Genomic DNA, 21,809 nt, shown 5'->3' with positions numbered 1-21,809 from the left:
AGGTACGGAAGGTGAGGCTTCTGCGGGCGGCGGGCGCTACGAGTGGAACGGCAGGCCCGCGTCGGCGACGAGCTCGCCCGCGTCCTCGTCCATCGGCGGCGCCAGGGTCGCGGTGCCGTCGGTGACGGGCACGACGCCCAGGTCGAGCAGCTCGGCCATGGCCGCGGTGCCGGCCATGTCGCGCACCTGCAACTGGTAGCGGGCGGTGGTGCGGTACGTGCCGCCGCCGTCGTCGCCGGTTCTCTGCAGGAAGCCGGAGTCGGTGAGGAACGCGACGGCCTTGCCGACGATGCCGGTCGTCGAACTGGCCAGCCTGCGGGTGTCCTTGGTGGCTCCCGTGGAGCTGCGCCGGGCCCAGATGCGCCAGGCCGCCTCCAGGCCCGGTGCGTCGGTCGCCGGGTCGGTGTTCTCGCCGTGCTCCTCGGCCTGCTCCTCCAGCTTCCGGCAGGCCTGGCGGACGAACGCGTCCACCCCGTTCACACTGACGCGGCCGATGTAGCCGTCGTCGGCGAGGTCCTCGGGGCGGGGGAAGGCGAGCGCGGCGACGGACAGGTGCGCGAGGCCGTGCAGGAAGCGGTCGGTGGAGTCGGCGGCCGTCCGGCGCGCGTAGTCGCCCATGCGGACCGCGAACACGGAGTCCTCGGCGGCGGTCACGGCCATCCCCGCGCGCGGGGACACCTCCAGGACGACGAGGCCGAGTCCGGTGGCGACGGCGTCGGCGAGGCGGGCGAAGGGCGGGTCCTCGCGGTAGCGGCGCAGCAGCTCGGCGTACTCCTGGTCGCGGGAGGGCTGGAGCTTGGGCTGCAGGCCGAAGGCGACGAGCCGCGCGGCGTCGGCGGCGTCGGCCGGGGTGACGGGGGCAGCGACCCTGGCCTGGCCCGACGCCTCGGGCTCGCCCCACTCGGCGTGCTCTTCGGGGTGCTCGGTCACGGGCGGTGCTCCTTGGTCGTTCCTACGTACATCCGGTGGCGGGCGGGCATCAGGCCGCCTCCGTCCGGTCGGCGGCCATCCCGGCCGCGTCGAGCAGCGCCGTGCCGACGATGAGGTCGGCGCCGCCGAACTCCGGGTCGTCGAGCTCGGTGCCGTCGTCGACGGCGAACAGCAGCTTCTCCTCGCCCTGCCGGTACGCCGTGCCGACCGCCGGGCTCGCCGCGTGGACCGCCAGCAGGGCGACCAGGTACGGCAGTTCGGCGTCGCGGCCGCGGGCCTCCGCGAGCAGTCCGGAGAGCCGGCGCGGCGCGTCGGGCGGCAGGTCGAGCAGTTCCTTGGCGCCGGCGAGCTGCTGCTCGCTGAACCGGCTGTCGTCCGGCGTCGCGATCAGATCGGGCTCGGGCATCTCGATGCCGAGGTGCTCCCGCTCCTGGGGCGGCGTCAGCAGTATGTCGACGAGGTCGCCCACGCGGACGGAGACCGGTGTCCGCAGGCCCGTGCCGCGTGCGAAGAACGCGTCCGTCACCTTGATCGCGCTCTCCACCGGCAGCGGCAGGAGCGGCGCCACCAGCTGTCCGTACAGGTCGAGGCCCGCGCGCGCGGAGGGCGTGGCGAAGGCCTGCCGGTCCTGCTCGGCGCGGAACAGCGGGCCCGCCTCCAGCAGGCGCGACTGGAGCTGCGTGTGGCGCCGGATGCAGTCCTTCACGATGTCGACCAGCTCGGCGGCACGCCGCTTCTGCTCGGGGTCCTCGGACTCGTCGCGCGCCTTGCGGATGTTCGTCAGGATCGCGTTCTCGTGGCGGTAGCGGTCGGCGACGTGGTCGAGGGCTTCCGCGATCATGTCGGGCACGGCCTCCAGCCAGTCGACGGCGCGCACATTGCGCCGCGTCGCGTCGAGGGCCTTGCGCAGCGTCTCCGAGTACTGCACCGTCCGGTACCTGGCCTGCTCGGCGGCGAGCTGGGCGTCCGCGAGGCGGCCGCGGCTGATCAGCACCTCGAGCTTCACCTCGGCGGCGATCTGCGCGCTGGTGACGTCGGTGTCCAGGGCGCCGACGAGCACATTGACGGCCTCGTCGGTCGTGCGGAGGTAGACGCTGCCCCCGTAGCCGGGGACCTCCTCGATCAACTTGAAGTCGTAGTCACGGCGGACGTACGAGCCGTCCGTCGCGAACGTGCCGTACACGGCGCGGAATCCGCGGTCGACACTGCCGACGTTGATCAGGTTCTCCAGGACCCAGCGGGCGACGCGCTCATGCTCGGCGGCGGGCCGCTGCGGGGCCTGGGCGGCGATGCGGGGCAGCAGGCGAGCCACTATCTGCTCGTGGTCGGCGCCCGTGTCGAAGTCCATGTTCAGGGTGACGAGGTCGATCGCCGAGAGGGCCACCTCCGCCATGCCGTACGTCGAGTACTCGCCCGCGAGGTTGGCCTTGCGCACGTCCAGGTCGTGCAGCGGCGCGGTGCAGGCGAGCGCGCGGAGCCGCCGCGCGAGCCCCTCGTCGGCGGCCGGGCCCGGTGCGGGGCGCGGCCCCGCGCTGAGCTGGGGCGGAGCGGAGTCCGTGGTGGCAGGCGAAGTCACGGAGCACAGACTAGGCGCTGGGTCTGACAACGGTCGAAACGACGCAGATGCCGCCGCCCGCGCGGGCCGTCACGCCTCGGCCGCCACCCGCTGCCCGTACACGTCGACGAGCCCGTCGCGGGAGTCGTCGAGGTAGTCGGCGAGCAGCGCCTCGGCCTCGTCGCGGCGCCCGTCCGCGAGCGTCTCGACGATCTGCTGGTTGCGGGCGAGGTAGGGCTCGTGGAGCCGGCGGGGGTCGTCCACCACGTGGAAGGCGAGGCGGAGTTCGGCGAGGACACTGCGCATCAGTTCGTCGGTGCGCTCGCTGCCCGCGAGGGCGACGAGTTCGCGGTGGAAGTGGATGTTGGCGGTGGAGACGCCCTTCCACTCGCGGGCCTTGGCCGCGCGGCGCCCGTCGGCGACGGCCGCGGCGACCCGGTCCAGCGCGTAGGGCGGTTCGCCGAGGGAGCGCACGACGGCGCACTCGACCATGCGCCGGGTCCGGTAGATGTCCTCGACGTCGTCGACGCTCAGGACGCGGACGAAGACGCCGCGGTTGAGCCGGTGCTCCAGCAGCCGCTCGTGCGTGAGCAGCCGGAACGACTCGCGCAGGGTGTTGCGCGAGACGCCGAGCGCGCCGCCGATGCTGTCCTCCGACAGGCGTGTGCCGGGCGGGAAGAAGCCCTCCGCGATCCGGCTCCTGAGGATGTCCGAGACGCGTTCCGCGGTGCTGGTGCGTCCCAACAGCGCGCGGTCGTCCGCGAGTGCGTTCAGTTCTTCCGTGGCCACGGCCGAATTCAAGCGCAGATACAAGAACGAAACAACGTGGGTATTGAGGGATCGTTCAACGATCCTCTACCTTGGCGATCGGACGCTCCCCGTTCCCGTCCGCTCACGGCTCGGCAGAACGCACCACCACGCACACTCATCCGACTGCGAGGTGCCCCATGAGCACGACTCCACCGACGCCCGGCACAGCCCTCTCCGACCCGGTCGGCGCGCCCGATCCGCAGCCGTCCGCCGAGGGCGCGCTCGGCTGGCTGCGGGATCTCGGCCCGCGCGGCCGCCGCGCCTTCGCGGGCGCCTTCGGCGGCTACGCCCTCGACTCCTACGACTACTTCACGCTGCCGCTGAGCATGGTGGCGCTGGCCGCCTACTTCGGCCTGGACAGCGGCCAGACCGGTCTGTTCACCACCGTCACCCTGGTCGTCTCGGCGATCGGCGGCGCCGTCGCGGGCGTGATCGCCGACCGGATCGGCCGGGTCAGGGCCCTGATGATCACAGTGATCACGTACGCCGTCTTCACCGTCGCCTGCGGCTTCGCCCCCACGTACGAGACGCTCCTCGTCTTCCGCGCCCTCCAGGGACTCGGCTTCGGCGGCGAGTGGGCGGTCGGCGCGATCCTGGTCGCCGAGTACGCCTCCGCCAGGCACCGGGGCCGCACCCTCGGCGCCGTCCAGAGCTCGTGGGCGGTGGGCTGGGCGCTGGCCGCGATCGTCTACACGCTGGTGTTCCAGTTCGTCGACGAGGACCTGGCCTGGCGGGTCATGTTCTGGACGGGCGCCCTGCCCGCCCTTCTGGTCGTGTGGCTGCGCCGCCGCGTACAGGACGCGCCCAAGGCGTCCGAGCAGCTCGGCACGAGTCCCCGCACCGGCTCCTTCACGGAGATCTTCCGGCCCGGCCTGCTGCGCACGACGCTCTTCGCGGTCCTCCTGTCGACCGGGGTCCAGGGCGGCTACTACACGCTCGCCACCTGGGTGCCCACCTACCTGAAGTCCGAGCGGGGCCTCACCGTGGTCGGCACCGGCGGCTATCTGACGTTCCTCATCTCCGGTGCGTTCCTCGGCTACCTGACGGGCGGCTACCTCACCGACCGGCTCGGCCGGAAGCGCAACATCGTGCTGTTCGCGATCCTCTCCGCGGCGAGCATCCTGGCGTACACGAACATCCCGGACGGCGCCAACGGCCTTCTCCTGGTGCTCGGTTTCCCGCTCGGCTTCTGCATGTCGGCCATCTTCAGCGGCTTCGGTTCGTTCCTGAGCGAGCTGTATCCGACCGCCGTACGCGGCACGGGGCAGGGTTTTACGTACAACACGGGACGGGCGATCGGCGCCGTCTTCCCCACGCTCGTCGGCTTCCTCGCGGACAGCTGGGGCGTGGGCGGCGCCCTGGTCTTCGGGGCCATCGGATACGGCCTGGCCGTCGTGGCCCTCGTCGGACTGCCGGAGACCCGCGGGAAGGAACTGCTGTGACCCGTACGCAAGAGCGCACCGCCACCTGGTCCCCGCACCGGGCCCGCGCCCACTTCCGGGCCGGCGCGAGCGCGCCCACGGCCGGCTGGTCGCGCGGCCACACCCAGGCCAACCTGATCGCGGTACCGGCCGACTGGGCCTACGAGACGCTGCTGTTCTGCCAGCGCAATCCGAAGCCGTGCCCCGTCCTGGACGTCACGGACGCCGGTTCCTGGACCACGGTCCTCGCGCCCGGCGCCGATCTGCGCACGGACCTGCCGCGCTACCGGGTGTGGGAGCACGGCGAGCTGGCCGACGAACCGACCGACGTGCTCGGCCACTGGCGCGGCGACCTGGTCTCCTTCCTGATCGGCTGCAGCTTCACCTTCGAGTGGGCGCTCGCCGGGGCCGGGGTCCCGCTGCGGCACATCGACCAGAACAAGAACGTGCCGATGTACGTCACCACGCGCGCGTGCCGCCCCGCGGGCCGGCTGCACGGCCCCCTGGTGGTGTCGATGCGCCCGGTGCCGCCGGACGCCGTGGGGGCCGCGATCCGGGAGAGCTCGCTGATGCCCGCGGTCCACGGCAGCCCGGTGTACCTGGGCGATCCGGCGGCGCTCGGCATCGCGGACCTGGACGCCCCGGACTTCGGGGACCGGGTGGACCGCGCCCCGGACGACATCCCGGTCTTCTGGGCCTGCGGGGTGACGCCCCAGGCGGCCGTGATGGCGTCACGGCCGCCGTTCGCGATCACCCACGCGCCGGGCCACATGTTCATCACGGACACCCGCGACGCCCAGTACCGGGTGACCTAGCGCCTGTGACTCTCCCGTCCGTGCCGGCACGGAACCCGGGAAAGGTCCTCAGGCGGCACTCGGCCGGGGCGCGCCCCGGGGAAGCCGCCAGTCGCCGCCGCGGTCCTCCTTCGACCAGCGCGCGACGAGGTCGGGGACGCGCAGGAAGCAGGCCAGGGCGGTGACCGCCTGGAAGGCGTCGACAGCGCGCCGGGTCATCGGCAGGCCCAGCCGCAGGAGACGCGGATTGACCTCGGCCTGGATCTCGTCGACGAAGGGCCGCAGCACGGTGTCGTAGTTCGCCAGTGCGGTCGGCAGGTCGTCCGGATGCCGGTTGATCTCGCCGGCCAGCACGTGGGCGCCGACCAGACCGCCGGACACCCCCATGCCGCTGTAGGGAGAAGCACAGTGCGCGGCGTCCCCGGCCAGGGCCACGCGACCCTCGGACCAGGTGTCGGTGCGCACCTGAGCGACCTCCTGGGAGTAGAAGAAGGGGCTCGTCCGCATGCCCTCGACGAAGCGCTCGGTCTGCCATCCGGCGTCGCGGAACCGGCTCGCCCAGAACTCCTGCTGCCGCTCGACCGGTTCCCGGTGGATCGCCGAGGCCTCCTCGGACTCCTCCCGCAGCACGAAGTAGACCTGGGTCTCGGTCGGGTTGTGGCTGCGGCGCATGATCTGACGGCCGCCCGGGGCCATGTAGGTGTCCCGGACGGTGCCGTCGGAGGCGATGCGCGGGACGAACCAGTACGCCATGTGGATGCCGACCCGCCAGTACGGGTCGAAGCCCTCCGGGTGGATCGCACGGCGGATGCGCGATCCCTGCCCGTCCGCGCCGACCAGGAGGTCGTACTCGCCGGACGACCCGTCGGAGAAGTGCGCGACGACCCGGTGCTCGTCCTGCTCGAAACCGTCCACACTCTTGCCGAAGATGTACTCGGCATGGTGCCGGGTCGCGTCGTGGAGGATGCGCACCAGGTCGCCGCGCATGATCTCGTACTCGGACGTCAGCGTCTGGCGGCCCCGCCCGGAGGTGTTGGCCATGATCGTCGCCCGGGCCCTGCCGCGGGCGTCGACGAAGGCGACGCCCTTCTCGTCCACGAGCCTGTCGCGGACGGCGTCGAGGAGTCCCATGCGGCGGACGGCCTGGATGCCCTGGCCCCGGAGGTCGACCTGGGCGCCGGTGGCCCGCAGCGCCGGGAAGCGTTCGACGACGGTCACCCGGTGGCCGCCCCGTGCCAGCCAGAAGGCCAGTGCCTGCCCCGCGATCCCGCCGCCGGCGATGAGGACGCGCAAGGATCGCGTTCCCGAACCCTGTGACATGTCCACCACCTCAAAATCTATCAGTGAATGATTCTTTTCCAGCGTCATCTATCAGCGATAGATTGTCAACGTGACGAAGATGAACCGTGAGACCGTGATCGCCGAGGCGCTCAGCCTGCTCGACGAGGTCGGCCTCGATGCCGTCAGCACCCGGCAGCTGGCGAAGCGGCTGGGCGTCGAACAGCCCTCGCTGTACTGGTACTTCCGCACCAAGAAGGACCTGCTCGCCGCCATGGCGCAGGCCGCGATGCAGCCCCATGCGCAGGCACCCCTGCCGGAACCCGGGGACGACTGGCGCGCATGGTTTCTGGAGAACACCCGCGGCTTCCGGCGCACCCTGCTGATGCGCCGCGACGGCGCACGCCTCCACGCCGGTTCCACGCCCGTCGCGGACCTCGACCGGATCCGCCGCAAGATGGCCTTCCTCGTCGGCTCCGGCGTGCCCGAGCGCGACGCGCAGATGGCCATGCTGGCGGCCGGCCGCTTCACGGTCGGCAGTGTCCTGGAGGAACAGGCGGACCCCGGTTCCGGTGCAGGACCGGACCTCCCGGCCGACGCGCCACGCATCGATCACGCCTCGGCGTTCGAGGCGGGCCTTTCCCTCATCGTGGACGGCCTGGCGCCACGCGTCACGCCGTAGAAGGCCGGACCCGCAGGTCCGGCCGTGTCCTGCCCGCGCGAGCCCGCCGCCCTTCCGCGGGCTCGCGCGCGGACCGACGCCCCGCGCGGAGCTACGAAGCCGCGGCCCGCTCCGGCGCCACCGGCATCGGCATCGGCATCGGCACCCCGGGAGCGGACAGCGCCGACAGAGCGGCGGCGACCCCCGCCGAGGCCCGCAGGTCGAGCCGTGCGCTGGTGCCGCGCAGCCCGTGCCGCACCTCGTCCGCGGCCAGCGCGAGCAGCTGCGGCAGCAGGTCGGTGCAGCGCCGGGCGACCCAGCCGGTGCCCGCCGTGGCGAGCCACCAGAATCCGGCCGACCTGGTCGGCGCGGGCCGCTCCGCCGCGGTGCCGGGCGCCGCGCCCCGGGCCGTGCCGGTCGCGGCCAGCACGGCGTGGAACCGGGCGGCGAGGAGCCGGTGGCCGCGCTCGCCCGGGTGGAGGCGGTCGGCGCTCCACAGGGACCGGTCGGCCACCCAGTCGCCCTCCGCGGCGTGCAGATGGACGGCTCCGTGGCGCTCGGACAGGGCGTGGACCACGGAGTTGACCGCATGCTGGCGGCGCGCGAGCGGGCGGGCCAGGGCGCCGGGCAGCCCGAGCAGGACGCCGGGGTCGGGCAGGCACGCGGTGAGCAGCAACGTGCCGCGCTCGCCGAACGCCCCGTAGACCCGGTCGAGTCGGGCGGCCACGGCCTGGATGTCGAAGGTGCAGCGCAGGGTGTCGTTCACGCCGACGACGACGGACGCGACGTCGGGCTCGAAGGCCAGGGCGGCGGGCAGCTGGCGTCCGAGGACGTCGGTGGTCTGGGCCCCGCTGGCGGCGAGGTTCCGGAACTCCACGGGCACGTCGGCGGGCGCGAGCCCGGTGGCGAGGAGCGCCGCCCAGCCGCGCCACGCACCCCCGTCCACCGGATCGCCGATCCCTTCGGTGAGCGAGTCCCCGAGCGCGGCGAACCTGAGCGCCTTCATGTCGCGTCCCTCTCGTGCACGCGCACCGGAGCGTCGTGCGCGGCCAGGAAGGCGCGCACCGCGGCGTCCCATCCGAAGCACTCGGCACGCGCGCGTGCCGCTTCCCGCCGTTGTCGCACGGGCCGCGCGAGCACCTCGCGCACGGCGGCCGCGAACGCCGCGCCGTTGTCCCCGGCCACGGCCCCGGCCGCGCCGACCACCTCCGGCAGCGCCGACGAGGCGCTGACGACGGCCGGCGTCCCGCAGGCGAGGGCCTCCAGCGCGGCGAGCCCGAACGTCTCGGCGGGTCCGGGCGCCAGACACACGTCGGCCGTGGCCTGCAGCGCGGCGAGGGCGTCCCGGTCGGCGACGTGCCCGAGGAAGGTGACCGGCAGCCGCCGGGCCCGGGCCCGCTGTTCGAGCCGCGCCCGCAGGGGTCCGTCCCCGGCCACGACGAGCCGGGCCGGCACGCCCTGCCGGCGCAGCTCCGCCACCGCGTCGAGGCCCGTGCCCGGCCTCTTCTCCACGGAGAGCCGGGTGCACATGGCGAGCAGGACCTCGTCCACGCGCGCGTGCCGTGCGCGGACCCGCTCGTCGGCGAGCTCGGGACGGCAGCGCTTCAGGTCGACGCCGAGCGGAGCGCGGACCACGTTGCGGGCGCCGATCCGCACGAACTCCCGCTCCGCCCACTCGGTGGTGCACACCACGCGCGCGTAGGCGTGCGCGGTGCGGGCGTTGAGCACATCGGCGGCCCGGCGCGCCGCCCGCTCGGGCATGCCCCAGGTGCGCAGCACGCCGTGCGCCGTCTCGTGCGACACCATCACGGCGGGCACCCGTGCGCGCCGCGCCCACTCGCCGGTCCAGCGCAGGGTCGTCCGGTCGGACACCTCGAGACGGTCGGGCCTCAGCTCCTCCAGCAGGCGGGCCACCCGCCGCCGTTCGGTCAGCACCCGATAGCCGCCGGTCGCGGGCAGCGGCGCGCCCGGCAGGGTGATGACCCGCCCCTGCGCCCGCCACTCGTCGGAGAAGCGCTCCCCCGGCACGATCAGCACGGGCGCGTGCCCGGCCGCCCGGTAGCCGGCCCCCAATTCCCGCAGCGCGGTGCGCAGTCCGCCGGAGGCCGGTGCGACGAAGTTGGCGAGCCGTACGATCCGCAGCGCCCCGCTCATGCCGCCACCGCCGTCCGCGCGTACAGCACCTCGGCGTAGTGCTCGACGAGCTGGTCCCCCACGGCCTCCCAGGTGCGTCCCGCCACCGCGGCGCGCCCCGCGGCGCCGTAGGCGGCCCGCAGCCCGGGATCGGCGGCCAGCGCCCACACGGCGTCCCGTACCGCGTCCGCGTCGCCGGGCGGCACGAGCAGCCCGGTCCTGCCGTGGTCGACGAGGTCGAGCGGCCCGCCGGCCGCCGGGGCGATCACCGGCACCCCGCTGGCCATGGCCTCCTGCACGGTCTGGCAGAAGGTCTCGAAGGGCCCGGTGTGCACGAACACGTCCAACGAGGCGAAGATCCGGGCCAGTTCGTCGCCGGTGCGCCGGCCGAGGAACCGGGCGCCGGGCAGCGCGCCCCGCAGGGACGCCTCGCTCGGGCCGTCGCCGACCACGACGAGCCGCACGCCCCGAAGGCCGCAGGCGCCGGCCAGCAGTTCGACCTGCTTCTCGGGCGCGAGCCGCCCCACGTATCCGACGAGCAGTTCCCCGCCGGGCGCGAGCTCGGCCCGGAGCAGGTCGTCCCGCCGCTCCGGCCGGAACCGGACGGCGTCCACGCCGCGCGGCCACAGCCGGACCCGGGGCACCCCGTGCGCCTCCAGGTCCCGCTGGGCCACGGTGGACGGTGCGAGGGTCCGGTCGGCGGCGGTGTGCACGCTCCGGATCCGCCGCCAGGCCGCCGCCTCGCCCGCGCCCACGTACGTCCGGGCGTATCCGGCGAGGTCGGTCTGGTAGACGGCCACGGCGGGGACGTGGTGCCGGGCCGCGGCGGCCATGCCGCGCACGCCGAGCACGAACGGGCTGGCCAGGTGGACGAGTTCGGCGCGGTGCGCGGCCACGGCCTGGGCGACGCGGCGGCTGGGCAGCGCCACCCGCACCTGCGGGTAGCCGGGCAGCGGCAGGGACGGGACGCGGACCACCGGGCACGGGGCTCCGGCGTCCGCCTCGGGCCCGGCGGCGGTGGCCGGGGCGACGACGAGGGGGTCGTGACCGCGGGCGGCCAGGTGCCGTGCGGTCTGCAGGGCGCAGTGCGCCACACCGTTGATGTCGGGCGGGAAGGACTCGGTCACGATGACGACTCGCATAGGGGTGTTCTCGCCGCGCCGGACGTGCCCACGTCAACGTCGATCTTTCCTGCCGAGGAACGTCCCGTGAGTTTCAGCCACCCCACAAAAGCCCGGAGAACTGCGGGAAACAGCGGGAGGCGGCCCCTCCGTGAAGGGGCCGCCTCCCGTACATCAGCCGGTCACAAGGCGGGGGCGTCAGGACCGATCCGGCTGCGTACCGCGGTCTGCACCTCGGCCTCCTCGGCCGGGTCGGCGGCGAGCCGCCGCAGCTGGTCCACCACGCGCGCGTCGCCGGTCTCGGCGTGCCGTGCGGCGATCTCGCGGGTGGACTCCTCGCAGTCCCACAGGCACTCGACGGCGAATCCGGCGGCGAAGGAGGGGTCCGTGGCCGCGAGGGCGCGGGCGGCGTGCCCGCGCAGGTGCGATGACGCGGTCTCGCGGTAGACGTGCCGCAGCACGGGGGCGGCGGAGGCGATGCCGAGCCGCCCGGCCCCGTCGACGAGGGGCCAGAGGGTGGCGGCGTCGGGGCCGTCGCCGCGGACGGCCTCCCTGAGGGCCCAGAGCACGAGTTCGCCGTCCTGGGCGCCGCCCCGGCAGGCGAGCATGCGTCCCGCCGCGGCGCCGAGCGCGTCGGGCCGGTGCGCCCAGCGGCGGGCGCGGGTCACGGTGGCGACGCTGCGCATCCGCTCGAAGCAGTCGACGGCGGCGTCCACGACGGTGCGGGACGTGGCCTCCACGGCGGCCTCGATGAGATCCAGTACGTCGGGGTCGTGGGCATCGGCGAGATAGCGCAGCGCGGTGCAGCGCGCGCCGTCCGTGCCCTCGCGTGCGGCCCGGACGATCTCGGCGCGGTCCTCGGGACCGGCCACGGCGGTCAGACAGCGGGCGGCCGGGACGTACAGGGCGGCTCCGCGGTCGAAGCCCTCCTGCGCCCAGTCGAAGACCGCCTGGACGCTCCATTCGGGCCGCGGGCCCGACGGTCGCATCTGCCGCTGCCAGCGGTCGAACGAGCCGGTCTCCTGGGCGGCACGCACGCGTGCGCCGACCTGGGGGCGCGGATCCTCGGCCCACAGCCGCCAGGGTCGTGGCTCGAACGCGTCGCGCACGGCGGCGGCGAGCTCGGCGGTGCCCTCGGCGTCGGCCGGGAATCTGGCGAGGATCGGCTCGGCGAGGGCCCGCAGGCCCGCGTCGTCGTCGCGCAGCGCCAGCTCGTCCAGGGCCCAGGCCCAGGACCCGCCGAAGGCCGCGTACCTGCGCAGCAGCTCCAGGGCGTCCCGCCTGCCGTACGAGGCGAGGTGGCCGAGCACCGAGAGCGCGAGGCCCGTCCGGCACTCGTCGGTGTCGACGAGGTCGTCGGGATCGAAGAGGTGCCGCTCGATCTCCCCGAGCTCTCCATGGAGGTCGAGGTAGAGGCGGGCGTAGTAAAGGGAGCGGTTCTCCACCTGCCAGTCGTGGCGGGGGTCGCTCAGCACACAGTGATTGAGAGCCGCGAGCGCCTCGTCCCGCGGTGCCGTCAGCGCGTGCAGCGTGCCGTCGCCGCGGCCCCTCTGCAGCAGGCCGAGCAGCGTACCGCTGGGCGCTATGACCGGTTCGAACATGGGAAACAGCCTCACATCAAGCGTCGACGCAACCGGGAACCTGCAACTACCTGGCCACGCGACAACACGTCGGAGCGCCCGCCGTCTCTTGCTTGCTGTAGACCATCTCTCTGCCTCTCGTCCAAGGCCCGAATCCGGGCCGTTCACGGCCCGCGCGGCACGTGGGCACCACCTGCCCCGCCATCGCGTCCGTAAATCACGCCGTCATCATGACCCAGCGGTTCTGCCCGCCGCGACCACATTTCCTGCACCCCCGTTTTGCCTGGTCAGAACCGGTGCCTCAGGAGGCTCCGAAGAGCTCCAGCAGCTCTGCCTTGCCGAACATCCGGGCCGTGTCGACCGCGGAAGGCGTCCCCCCGGCCGGATCGGCGCCGCCGTCGAGCAGGGTCCGGATCACGGTGTCCTCGCCCTTGAAGACGGCCCCGGCGAGCGGGGTCTGGCCCCGGTCGTTGGCCCGGTTCACGTCGGCGCCACGGGCCAGCAGGGCACCCACGGTCTCCGCGTGCCCGTGATAGGCGGCGAGCATGACGAGCGTGTCGCCCCGGTCGTTCGTGAGGTCGGCCGGAACGCCCGCGTCCACGTACCCCGCGAGCGCCTCCGTCTCGCCGCGCCGGGCGAGATCGAAGATCTTCGTGGCCAGCTCCACGACCTCCGGGTCGGGGGCTTCGCTCATCGGTCGAACCGCCTTTCACATCCGTGCCGGTACGGCGGTGCAGCCGTACGAGTGAATCGACAGAGTACTGCCCGCCCGAGCACATGACGCGCCCCCGGCGAGGCAAAGATCACCAACAGTGCGGACGACCGTCCGGCAGCACGCTCGGGTGGCTCACCAGCTACCTGCCGATCGGGTGAATTACTTAAAAAACCACCCATTTGCACCTTTTGTCGTATAGATACATGCTGTGAGCCTGGAAGAACTCATGGTGACTGTCCCCATCAACCAGGAGAACCCTCATGATCCTGTCCATCTCGGGCGTCGTGCTGCTCGGCATCATCGTCTTCCTGTTCTTCCGCAAGGACGGCCTGAAGGCCTCGCACGCACTGGTCTGCGCCCTCTTCGGCTTCTACCTGGCGGGCACGGCCATCGCCCCGAGCATCAAGGCAGGCGGCGCGAGCCTCGCCAGCCTGCTCGGCGGGATCAAGTTCTGACGGCCCACCCACCCGCACACACCTTCAGGAGACCGACGTGGCCAGGCGCCCTCTCCCCCGCATTCTGAGCAACGGCAGCGCCTCGATCGCCCGGAGCCGGGAAATGGCACGGACGGCAGCCGACGGCGCCACCGACGTCCTCCATCCCCTCATCACGATCACTCGTGGACTGCGCCGGCTGGCATCCGCCGGGCGGCGCAAGTGGGCGGACACCCCCAAGGACCGGCGCGGACCGCTGCTGTTCCTGGTGGCCGCCGTGGTCCTGGTCGTGGTGTTCATTCCGTACGGGCCGCTGCTGGCGCTCATCTCCCTGATGGCAGCGGCCGCGTGGAAGGGACGCGACCCCAAGCAGCCGGTGCAGACCGGCCCCGACGAGTCGCAGGTCCAGCGGCTGTCGTCGCTCTACGAAGCGCTCGTGCCCTACTTCTCCGTCGCCGAGGACCCCAGTCCCCTGTATGCCCACGGCGGCGAGTGGGAGAAGGCGTTCGAGACCTACGACTTCGACGGCGACGGCCGCTTCGACCGGCTCGCGATCCGCTACCCCGCCTACTTCACCGACGGCGAGGCCGGATCCCGCGCCCGGATCGAGCAGCTGCTGCACGCGAAGCTCGGCCGCGGGCGCGAGTACCAGTTCGTGTGGGACGAGGAGGCCAACCACCTCACGGTGAACGTCCTCGACCCCCTCCCCACCGACGTCGCCGCCCAGCGCTTCGTCACGGCCCCCGGCGAGACCGTGCTCGGCTTCACCGACGGCACCGGCGTCCAGCGCACGCTGCCCGTCATGGACGGCGACGAGCAGCGCGACGTGCCGCCGGTCGTCTGGCGCACCGGCGTCCGCTCCACCGAGCCCCACCTCCTCGCGGTCGGCCAGCCCGGCAGCGGCACGACGTCCCTCATGCGCTCCATCGCCCTCCAGGCGCTGCAGCACGGCGACGTGCTGGTCATCGAGGGCAGCGGCACGGGCGACTACGCGTGCCTGGTCGGGCGCGACGGCGTCCTCGCCGTGGAGTGCGGCCTCGCGGGCGCGCTCGCCAGTCTCGAATGGGCCGCGCACGAGACGGAGCGGCGTCTCATCGCGGCGAACCGGGCACGTCAGGCCGGGCATCCGACCCCGGACGACATCAAGCGCCCGCTGTGGATCCTGCTGGACCGCCCGAGCGCCCTGGGTCACCTCGCGGCGGCGGACGGCCGCCAGGACCCGCAGACGCTGCTCCAGGTGCCGCTGCGGCACGGCAGGGCGGCGGGCGTGACCGTCGTCGTGGCGGAGCAGTTCGACAGCCTCGACGCCCTGATCGACCCGGTGCGACAGCACACCCGCGCGCGCGTGGTGCTCGGTCCGGCGACCCCCGACGAGTTGATGGACGTCCTCGGCACCCAGCCGCAGACGACCCCGGCCGCCGACGTCCCCCCGGGCCGCGGCTACGCCCGGCTCGGCTCGGGCCCCGTCCACCGGCTCCAGGTGCCGGCCACCCCGGACCCGTACGACGAGGCGACGAGCGAGGTGCACCGCCGGGCGGTCACCGCACTGCTGCCGCAGCGCGTGGCACCCGCCGACAGCACGGAGAGCAAGGGCAGCACCGACAGCGCGGACGGAGACGCGGCCGTCGAGTCGGTCCCCGACGAGGCCGAGGCGCTCGCGGAGCGCTAGAGCCTGTCGTCAGACTCCCGTCGTCGCCCGAAGGGCGTCAGGCGATCAGGGTGCGCGGCACGTCCCCGCCCGCACCCTGGCCGTCGCGCACCAGCCGGGCCGCCGCCGCGAGCCGGGCCGCCGCCTCGTCGGCGACCGCGCCGCCCACCGTGAACGGCAGTCGCACGTACCCCTCGAAGGCGCCGTCGACGCCGAACCGGGGACCGGACGGGACGCGCACCCCGACCCGCTCGCCCACCTCGGCGAGCCGTGAGCCGGACAGCCCGCCGGCCTTGACCCACAGGGTGAGTCCGCCTTCGGGGACGTCGAACTCCCACTCGGGAAGCTCCCGGCGCACCGCCGTCACCAGGGCGTCCCGGTTCTCCCGCGCCTGCCCCCGGCGCAGCTCCACGGCCTGCTCCCAGCCCCCCGAGTTGAGCAGCCAGTTGACGGCGAGCTGTTCCAGGACCGGGGTGCCGAGGTCCGCGTAGGCGCGCGCGGCGACGAGGCTGCGGATCACGTCGGGCGCGGCCCGCACCCAGCCGATCCGCATCCCCGCCCAGAACGCCTTGCTGGCCGAGCCCACGGTGATGACCGTGGAGCCCGCCGGGTCGAAGGCGCAGACGCGGCGCGGCATCGCGAGGTCCCGGTCGAAGTGCAGCTCGGTCATGGTCTCGTCGACGACGAGCACGGTGCCGGCCGAGCGCGCCGCGTCCACCAGCGAACGGCGCTGCTCCTCGTCGGCGAGCGCCCCGGTCGGATTGTGGAAGTCGGCGACGACGTACGCGAGCCGGGGCGCGGCGTCCCGCAGGACCTGCCGCCAGCGGTCGAGGTCCCAGGCGCCCAGGCCGTCGGCCATCGCGACCGGGACGAGCCGCAGACCGGCCTCGCGCATCAGCTGGAGGATGTTGGCGTAGCTGGGCGATTCGACGGCGACCCGCTCGCCGCGGCCCGCGAAGAGGTGACAGATCGCGTCGATGGCTCCCATCGCGCCGGTCGTGACCATGATCTGTTCAGGCATGGTGGGGATGCCGTGGGCGGTGTAGCGCTCGGCGATCATCGTGCGCAGCGCGGGCAGGCCCGCCGGGTAGTCGCCGTGCGTGTGGGCGTACGGCGGCAGTTCCTCCAGGGCGCCCTGGACGGCACGGGTCAGCCAGGGTTCGGGGGCGGGCAGGGCCGCGGTGCCCAGGTCGATCATCGAGCCGAGGGCCTCGGGGGGCAGCGGTTCGAGGCCGCGGGCCGGCAGCGGGTTCCCGGCCGGCACGGCGGTCCAACTGCCCGCTCCCCTGCGGGACTCCAGGAACCCCTCGCCGCGCAGCGCCTCGTAGGCGGCGGCGACGGTGGTGCGGCTCACCGAGAGCGCCTGGGCGAGTTCCCGCTCGGCGGGCAGCCGGGTGGCCACCGGGACGCGACCCTCCAGCACGAGCAGCCGGATGCCGTCGGCGAGCGCGCGGTAGGCGGGCGGGCGGCGAGTGCCGGGGCCCGCGGGGCGCGGCTGCTGCGAGGTGAGCAGGCGGGCCAGCTGCGCCGAGCCGATCGCCGAAGTCCACTGGGCCATGCAGTCCAGTCCACCTTCCCGGAATTGGCCATGGTTGGCGCCTTGTTCCGAGCCACAGAGTGTCATGCGTCAGGCCACTACCACCACCAGGGGGGCACCTCTTGTCCGCGTCGTCGTCCGTGCCGTCCGGATCGCCCGTGCCGTCCGCGTCATCCGGGGCATCCGGGGCATCCGGTTCTCCCGGCGGCTCACTCGTCCGCCGGCTCGTCCAGCTCTACGCGGGGCTTGCGCTGTACGGCGTCAGTTCGGCGCTGCTCGTGGAGGCGGGGCTCGGCCTGGAACCGTGGGGCGTGCTGCACCAGGGACTTGCCGAGCTGACCGGGATCTCCATCGGCGTCGTCTCGATCATCGTCGGTGCGATCGTGCTGCTGCTGTGGATCCCGCTGCGCCAGCGCCCCGGCCTCGGCACGGTCTCGAACGTCTTCGTGGTCGGCCTGGCGATGGACGGCGCGCTCGCCGCGGTCCCCGACGTGCACGCCTACGGGGTGCGCATCCCGCTGATGGCGGTCGCGATCGTGCTCAACGGCGTGGCGACCGGCCTGTACATCGCGGCGAAGTTCGGCCCGGGTCCGCGCGACGGCCTCATGACCGGCCTGCACCAGCGCACCGGCCGCTCGATCCGCCTGATGCGCACGGTCATCGAGGTCGCCGTGGTGGCGACCGGCTTCGTCCTCGGCGGCACGATCGGCGTGGGCACGGTCCTGTACGCGCTGGCGATCGGCCCGCTGGCCCAGTTCTTCCTGCGCGTCTTCGCCCTCCCCGCGCCGCCCGCCGGCTCCACCGTGGTCGCCGGCTCGTCATCGGGCGGGGCGATACTTCGACCGTGACCGATCGCGTACGCCACCCCTATCTCGACCATCCCGGGCCGCTCGCCCTCGCCCATCGCGGCGGGGCGGCGGACGGCCTGGAGAACACCGTCGCCGCCTTCCGCCGCGCCGTGGACCTCGGCTACCGCTACATCGAGACGGACGTGCACGCGACGAGCGACGGACAGCTCGTCGCCTTCCACGACGCGACGCTCGACCGGGTCACGGACGGGCACGGTCTGATCGCCGACCTCCCGTGGCAGGACGTGCGCCACGCGCGCGTGGCGGGCAGTGAACCCGTCCCGCTCCTGGAAGAGCTGCTGGAGACCTTCCCCGACGTGCGCTGGAACGTGGACGTCAAGGCGGAGCCCGCGCTGCTCCCCCTCCTCGACCTGATCCGCCGCACGCGCGCGTGGGACCGGGTCTGCGTCGGCTCGTTCTCGGAGGCGAGGGTCGCCCGGGCCCAGGCACTCGGCGGGCCGCGCCTCGCCACGTCGTACGGCACCAAGGGCGTGCTCGGCCTGCGGCTGCGGTCGTGGGGGCTGCCCGCGGCACTGCGCCGCTCCGCGGTGTGCGCCCAGGTGCCGGTGGCCCGGTCCGGTGTCCCGGTGGTCGACCACCGCTTCGTGCGGGCCGCCCACGCGCGCGGGCTTCAGGTCCACGTGTGGACGGTGAACGACGAAGCCGAGATGAGACGTCTTCTCGACCTGGGCGTCGATGGCATAGTTTCCGATCACATCGAGACGCTGCGCGACGTCCTCAAGGACCGGGGAACCTGGGTCTGACGCCGTCGCGGCGCCGGACCACGGGGACTTCAAGGGGACACGGGTGGGCACCGACACCGCGCGGGAGACGCCGACGGGCGCGACCGCCCTGGCCGAGCGCAGGCGCGAACAGCGCGGCTGGTATTTCTACGACTGGGCGTGCTCGGTCTATTCGACGAGCGTCCTGACGGTGTTCCTCGGCCCGTACCTGACCTCGGTCGCCAAGGCCGCGGCGGACCCGGACGGCTTCGTGCACCCGCTGGGCATCCCGGTCCGTGCGGGCTCCTTCTTCGCGTACACGGTCTCGCTGTCGGTGCTGCTGTCGGTCTTCGTGATGCCGATCGCGGGCGCGGCCGCCGACCGTACGGGCCGCAAGAAACCGCTCCTCGCGCTCTCCGCCTACATAGGCGCGGGCGCCACGGCGGGCATGTTCTTCCTGGACGGCGAGCGGTACCTGCTCGGCGGAGCGCTCCTGGTGATCGCGAACGCCTCGCTCGCCGTCTCGATGGTTCTCTACAACTCGTACCTGCCGCAGATCGCGCCGCCGGAGGAGCGGGACGCGGTGTCCTCGCGCGGCTGGGCCTTCGGCTACGCGTCGGGCGCCCTCGTCCTCGTGGCGAATCTGGTGCTGTACTCGTCCCACGACACCTTCGGGGTCTCGGAGTCGACGGCCGTGCGCATCTGTCTGGCGTCGGCGGGCGTGTGGTGGGGTGCGTTCACCCTGGTGCCGCTACGCCGCCTGCGCGACCGGCGCTCGTCGTCCGCGCCGAGCGGTACGGCGCCGGGGCTGCGCCAGTTGGTGGCCACCGTGAAGGACATGCGCAGGCATCCGCTCACGCTCTCCTTCCTCCTGGCCTACCTCGTCTACAACGACGGCGTGCAGACGGTGATCTCGCAGGCGTCCGTGTACGGCTCGGAGGAGCTGGGCCTCGGCCAGTCGACGCTCATCGTCGCGGTGCTGCTCGTCCAGGTCCTGGCGGTGGCGGGCGCCCTGGCGATGGGGCGGCTGGCGCGCACGTACGGCGCCAAGCGGACGATCCTGGGCTCGCTCGTCGCGTGGACGGTGACGATCGGCGCCGGCTATTTCCTCCCGGCGGGCGCTCCGGTGTGGTTCTTCCTCCTGGCGGCCGCGATCGGACTCGTCCTGGGCGGCACCCAGGCGCTGTCCCGCTCGCTCTTCTCGCATCTCGTGCCGTCCGGAAAGGAGGCCGAGTACTTCTCCGCGTACGAGACGAGCGACCGCGGCATGAGCTGGGTGGGGCCCCTGGTGTTCGGGCTCGCGTACCAGCTGACCGGGAGCTATCGGGACGCCATCGTGTCCCTGGTGGCCTTCTTCGTGATCGGTTTCGTCCTGCTCGCGCGGGTACCTGTGCAGCAGGCGGTCCGCGACGCGGGGAATCCCGTACCCACCCGGATTTAGCACCTGAAGGCAAAGGCCGGTAGTGTACGCGGTTGGCCTGCCAGGCGTACCGTTACTGCACGTCAAGGGTGCGAAACGCTAGGTGACATCTAGTGTCAGATGTGACAAACCGGGCGCTGGTGGGTACAACAAGGGGCGGCTACGACGGCGACGCATGACCCGGAACGGGAATCTTTACCGCCGACCGGACGTTGACCGGATGACGACGACAGCGACACCTGTCCTGTGGGCGACAAGCCCGGGAGGCACGATTCATGAGTGAGCGAGCTCTTCGCGGTACGCGCCTCGTAGTGACCAGCTACGAGACGGACCGCGGCATCGACCTGGCCCCGCGCCAGGCCGTGGAGTACGCATGCGAGAAGGGGCACCGCTTTGAGATGCCCTTCTCGGTGGAGGCCGAAATTCCGCCGGAGTGGGAGTGCAAGGTCTGCGGGGCCCAGGCACTTCTCGTGGACGGCGACGGCCCTGAGGAGAAGAAGGCCAAGCCCGCCCGTACGCATTGGGACATGCTGATGGAGCGGCGCACCCGCGAGGAGCTCGAAGAGGTCCTTGAGGAGCGCCTGGCGGTGCTGCGCTCGGGCGCGATGAACATCGCGGTCCACCCGAGGGACAGCCGCAAGTCCGCATGACCCCTGCGGGGCTAGAGCAGTGAGCGAAACGGCTGGGGGCCGGACACACATCGTGTGTCCGGCCCCCAGCCGTTTGTGCTGAATCGTCACGGCATGATCGTCGCGACCGTCACGGCATGATCGGCGGGCGCGGGTCCGAGTCGTCCCGGTGGCCGCCCGGACGCTCGTCCTCCCGGATCACCTCGCCCTGGATCACCGTGCCGTCGGGGCGGTGCATCCGGGCCTGCTGGAACGCGTCGGCGAACGTGCCCCGGGACGGCGTGCTCATCTTCCGCTCGATGGCCCGCTCCGTGTACCGGCTCAGGGCCGTGCGCAGCGGCGGGACGAGCAGGAGCAGGCCCAGGGCGTCCGAGATCAGCCCGGGGATCATCAGGAGCAGCCCCGCGAGCATCAGCAGGCCATTGCCCTGCCGGCCCGGCTCACCGGGCGTCAGGGAGCCCGTCTGCTGCCGCTGCAGCGTCTCGCTGAGGCTCTGGAAGGCCCGGCGGCCCGCCGCCTTGATCACGACGGCGCCGAGCACGATGCCGGCCAGCAGGATCAGGAAGAGCGTGAACCCGCCGACCGCTCCCGCCACCATGGTGAGCAGCCAGATCTCCAGGACCACCCAGGCGGCGACGCCGAGCGGGAGGAACGTGCGGACCCGGGATCGCCGGGTGCCGGAAGGCTTGCGGGGCGGAGTGCCAGTGGTCATGCCTCCAGTGTGCCTGGGAGCGCGTCCACGTGGCGTAAGCAGGGGATCAGGTTCGCTCACGGCGGTCGTCGGGCCGGCGGCCGAGGACCTTGCCGACCCGCTCCCCCACGCCCCACGTGGTGACCCGCCACAGGGCCTCCACGACGATGTCCTTGCTCATCTTGGAGTCGCCCAGCTCGCGCTCGACGAAGGTGATGGGGACCTCGACCACGTGATAGCCGGCCTTGACGGCGCGGCGGGCGAGGTCGACCTGGAAGCAGTAGCCCTGGGAGGCGACCTCGCCGAGCCCCAGTCCTTCCAGGGTCTCGCGGCGGAAGGCGCGGAAGCCGCCGGTGACGTCGCGGATCGGGACGTCCAGGAGGAGGCGTGAGTAGGTGGAGCCGCCGCGGGAGAGGAACTCGCGGGACTTGGGCCAGTTCACGACCCGGCCGCCCGGCACCCAGCGCGATCCGAGCACCAGGTCGGCGCCCTTGAGCGCGGTGAGCAGCCGGGGCAGCTCCTCCGGCTGGTGGGAGCCGTCGGCGTCCATCTCGATCAGCACGCCGTAGTCGTGCTCCATGCCCCAGGCGAAGCCCGCGAGGTAGGCGGCGCCGAGCCCTTCCTTGCCGGTGCGGTGCAGGACGTGCACCTGCTCGTCGGCCGCGGCCAGCTCGTCGGCGAGCTTGCCCGTGCCGTCGGGGCTGTTGTCGTCGGCGACCAGCACGTGCGCCTCGGGCACGGCCGCCCGGACGCGGCCCACGATGGACGTGATGTTCTCCGCCTCGTCATAGGTCGGAATGATCACCAAGGCCGTACCCAGAGGGCCGAACTTCCGCCCACCGCCGTCGCTCACAGCTTCCCCTTATAACTTCCGTGCACAAG

General features: G+C 73.0%; 21 protein-coding genes. 9 read left to right on the top strand and 12 right to left on the bottom strand.

The window, feature by feature from the left end; translation table 11 throughout:
- Window positions 1-36: 36 nt before the first annotated feature.
- From M4J07_RS05270 to M4J07_RS05260, 3 genes are all read right to left on the bottom strand, one after another.
- Complete coding sequence (locus M4J07_RS05270; RefSeq protein WP_255967706.1) at window positions 37-930, bottom strand: hypothetical protein; 894 nt, start codon at window positions 928-930, stop codon at window positions 37-39.
- A 49-nt stretch (window positions 931-979) separates the two neighbouring features.
- Complete coding sequence (locus M4J07_RS05265) at window positions 980-2,506, bottom strand: hypothetical protein (protein ID WP_255967704.1); 1,527 nt, start codon at window positions 2,504-2,506, stop codon at window positions 980-982.
- 69 nt (window positions 2,507-2,575) lie between these two features.
- Entirely contained in the window at window positions 2,576-3,274 is a 699-nt protein-coding gene (locus M4J07_RS05260) for a GntR family transcriptional regulator (RefSeq protein WP_255967702.1), read from the bottom strand.
- Between the two features lie 158 nt (window positions 3,275-3,432).
- On the opposite strand from M4J07_RS05260, the gene M4J07_RS05255 reads away from it, so the two are divergent.
- Window positions 3,433-4,737 carry an MFS transporter gene (locus M4J07_RS05255; RefSeq protein WP_255967700.1) on the top strand — a complete coding sequence of 435 codons (1,305 nt, stop codon included), beginning with the start codon at window positions 3,433-3,435 and terminating at the stop codon, window positions 4,735-4,737.
- Complete coding sequence (locus tag M4J07_RS05250) at window positions 4,734-5,531, top strand: putative hydro-lyase (RefSeq protein WP_255967698.1); 798 nt, start codon at window positions 4,734-4,736, stop codon at window positions 5,529-5,531. The genes M4J07_RS05255 and M4J07_RS05250 overlap by 4 nt, the downstream gene beginning before the upstream one ends.
- Window positions 5,532-5,579: 48 nt before the next feature.
- Here the strand turns inward: M4J07_RS05250 and M4J07_RS05245 are convergent, their stop codons facing one another.
- Window positions 5,580-6,803, bottom strand: a complete 1,224-nt coding sequence (locus M4J07_RS05245; protein ID WP_255967695.1) for an FAD-dependent monooxygenase — start codon at window positions 6,801-6,803, stop codon at window positions 5,580-5,582.
- Window positions 6,804-6,909: 106 nt separating this feature from the next.
- Here M4J07_RS05245 and M4J07_RS05240 point away from each other — a divergent pair, with 106 nt between their 5' ends.
- On the top strand, window positions 6,910-7,470 hold the full coding sequence (locus M4J07_RS05240; RefSeq protein ID WP_255967694.1) for a TetR/AcrR family transcriptional regulator C-terminal domain-containing protein: 561 nt from the start codon (window positions 6,910-6,912) through the stop codon (window positions 7,468-7,470).
- 91 nt (window positions 7,471-7,561) lie between these two features.
- Here the strand turns inward: M4J07_RS05240 and M4J07_RS05235 are convergent, their stop codons facing one another.
- The 5 genes from M4J07_RS05235 to M4J07_RS05215 form a co-directional block, all read right to left on the bottom strand.
- Window positions 7,562-8,455 (bottom strand): SGNH/GDSL hydrolase family protein, encoded by an 894-nt coding sequence (locus tag M4J07_RS05235; RefSeq protein WP_255967692.1) that lies wholly within the window; start codon window positions 8,453-8,455, stop codon window positions 7,562-7,564.
- Window positions 8,452-9,603, bottom strand: coding sequence for a glycosyltransferase (locus M4J07_RS05230; protein WP_255967690.1), 1,152 nt, complete (start codon window positions 9,601-9,603; stop codon window positions 8,452-8,454). The genes M4J07_RS05235 and M4J07_RS05230 overlap by 4 nt, the downstream gene beginning before the upstream one ends.
- The gene (locus tag M4J07_RS05225; protein ID WP_255967688.1) at window positions 9,600-10,724 is read right to left on the bottom strand and encodes a glycosyltransferase family 4 protein; all 1,125 of its coding nucleotides are present in this window, start codon (window positions 10,722-10,724) and stop codon (window positions 9,600-9,602) included. The genes M4J07_RS05230 and M4J07_RS05225 overlap by 4 nt, the downstream gene beginning before the upstream one ends.
- A gap of 161 nt (window positions 10,725-10,885) precedes the next feature.
- Window positions 10,886-12,304: a HEAT repeat domain-containing protein gene (locus tag M4J07_RS05220; protein WP_255967686.1), complete on the bottom strand. Its 1,419-nt coding sequence runs from the start codon at window positions 12,302-12,304 to the stop codon at window positions 10,886-10,888.
- 280 nt (window positions 12,305-12,584) lie between these two features.
- Window positions 12,585-12,977 carry an ankyrin repeat domain-containing protein gene (locus M4J07_RS05215; RefSeq protein ID WP_255967684.1) on the bottom strand — a complete coding sequence of 131 codons (393 nt, stop codon included), beginning with the start codon at window positions 12,975-12,977 and terminating at the stop codon, window positions 12,585-12,587.
- Between the two features lie 281 nt (window positions 12,978-13,258).
- On the opposite strand from M4J07_RS05215, the gene M4J07_RS05210 reads away from it, so the two are divergent.
- Window positions 13,259-13,453: a hypothetical protein gene (locus M4J07_RS05210; protein WP_018534760.1), complete on the top strand. Its 195-nt coding sequence runs from the start codon at window positions 13,259-13,261 to the stop codon at window positions 13,451-13,453.
- 37 nt (window positions 13,454-13,490) lie between these two features.
- Entirely contained in the window at window positions 13,491-15,101 is a 1,611-nt protein-coding gene (locus M4J07_RS05205) for a hypothetical protein (protein ID WP_255967679.1), read from the top strand.
- A 37-nt stretch (window positions 15,102-15,138) separates the two neighbouring features.
- Here the strand turns inward: M4J07_RS05205 and M4J07_RS05200 are convergent, their stop codons facing one another.
- Window positions 15,139-16,638, bottom strand: a complete 1,500-nt coding sequence (locus M4J07_RS05200) for an SCO1417 family MocR-like transcription factor (RefSeq protein WP_255967677.1) — start codon at window positions 16,636-16,638, stop codon at window positions 15,139-15,141.
- Between the two features lie 137 nt (window positions 16,639-16,775).
- Here M4J07_RS05200 and yczE point away from each other — a divergent pair, with 137 nt between their 5' ends.
- The 4 genes from yczE (at window position 16,776) to M4J07_RS05180 (ending at window position 20,257) form a co-directional block, all read left to right on the top strand.
- Complete coding sequence (gene yczE, locus M4J07_RS05195; protein ID WP_255967675.1) at window positions 16,776-17,465, top strand: membrane protein YczE; 690 nt, start codon at window positions 16,776-16,778, stop codon at window positions 17,463-17,465.
- Complete coding sequence (locus tag M4J07_RS05190; RefSeq protein WP_255967673.1) at window positions 17,462-18,229, top strand: glycerophosphodiester phosphodiesterase; 768 nt, start codon at window positions 17,462-17,464, stop codon at window positions 18,227-18,229. Before yczE ends, M4J07_RS05190 begins: the two co-directional genes overlap by 4 nt.
- Window positions 18,230-18,272: 43 nt before the next feature.
- A complete protein-coding gene (locus M4J07_RS05185; protein ID WP_255967671.1) occupies window positions 18,273-19,628 on the top strand; it encodes an MFS transporter in 1,356 nt (451 codons plus the stop codon).
- 254 nt (window positions 19,629-19,882) lie between these two features.
- Entirely contained in the window at window positions 19,883-20,257 is a 375-nt protein-coding gene (locus M4J07_RS05180; RefSeq protein WP_003977404.1) for an RNA polymerase-binding protein RbpA, read from the top strand.
- 109 nt (window positions 20,258-20,366) lie between these two features.
- On the opposite strand, the gene fxsA is transcribed toward M4J07_RS05180, so the two are convergent.
- Both fxsA and M4J07_RS05170 read right to left on the bottom strand, forming a co-directional pair.
- A complete protein-coding gene (gene fxsA / locus M4J07_RS05175) occupies window positions 20,367-20,948 on the bottom strand; it encodes an FxsA family membrane protein (RefSeq protein WP_255967669.1) in 582 nt (193 codons plus the stop codon).
- Window positions 20,949-20,994: 46 nt separating this feature from the next.
- A complete protein-coding gene (locus tag M4J07_RS05170; RefSeq protein WP_255967667.1) occupies window positions 20,995-21,780 on the bottom strand; it encodes a polyprenol monophosphomannose synthase in 786 nt (261 codons plus the stop codon).
- Window positions 21,781-21,809 lie beyond the last annotated feature (29 nt).

Origin of the sequence: Streptomyces longispororuber (genome assembly GCF_024448165.1) — a bacterium.
Taxonomy (GTDB): Bacteria; Actinomycetota; Actinomycetes; order Streptomycetales; family Streptomycetaceae; genus Streptomyces; species Streptomyces longispororuber_A.
This window is presented reverse-complemented; position numbering and strand designations above follow the sequence as displayed.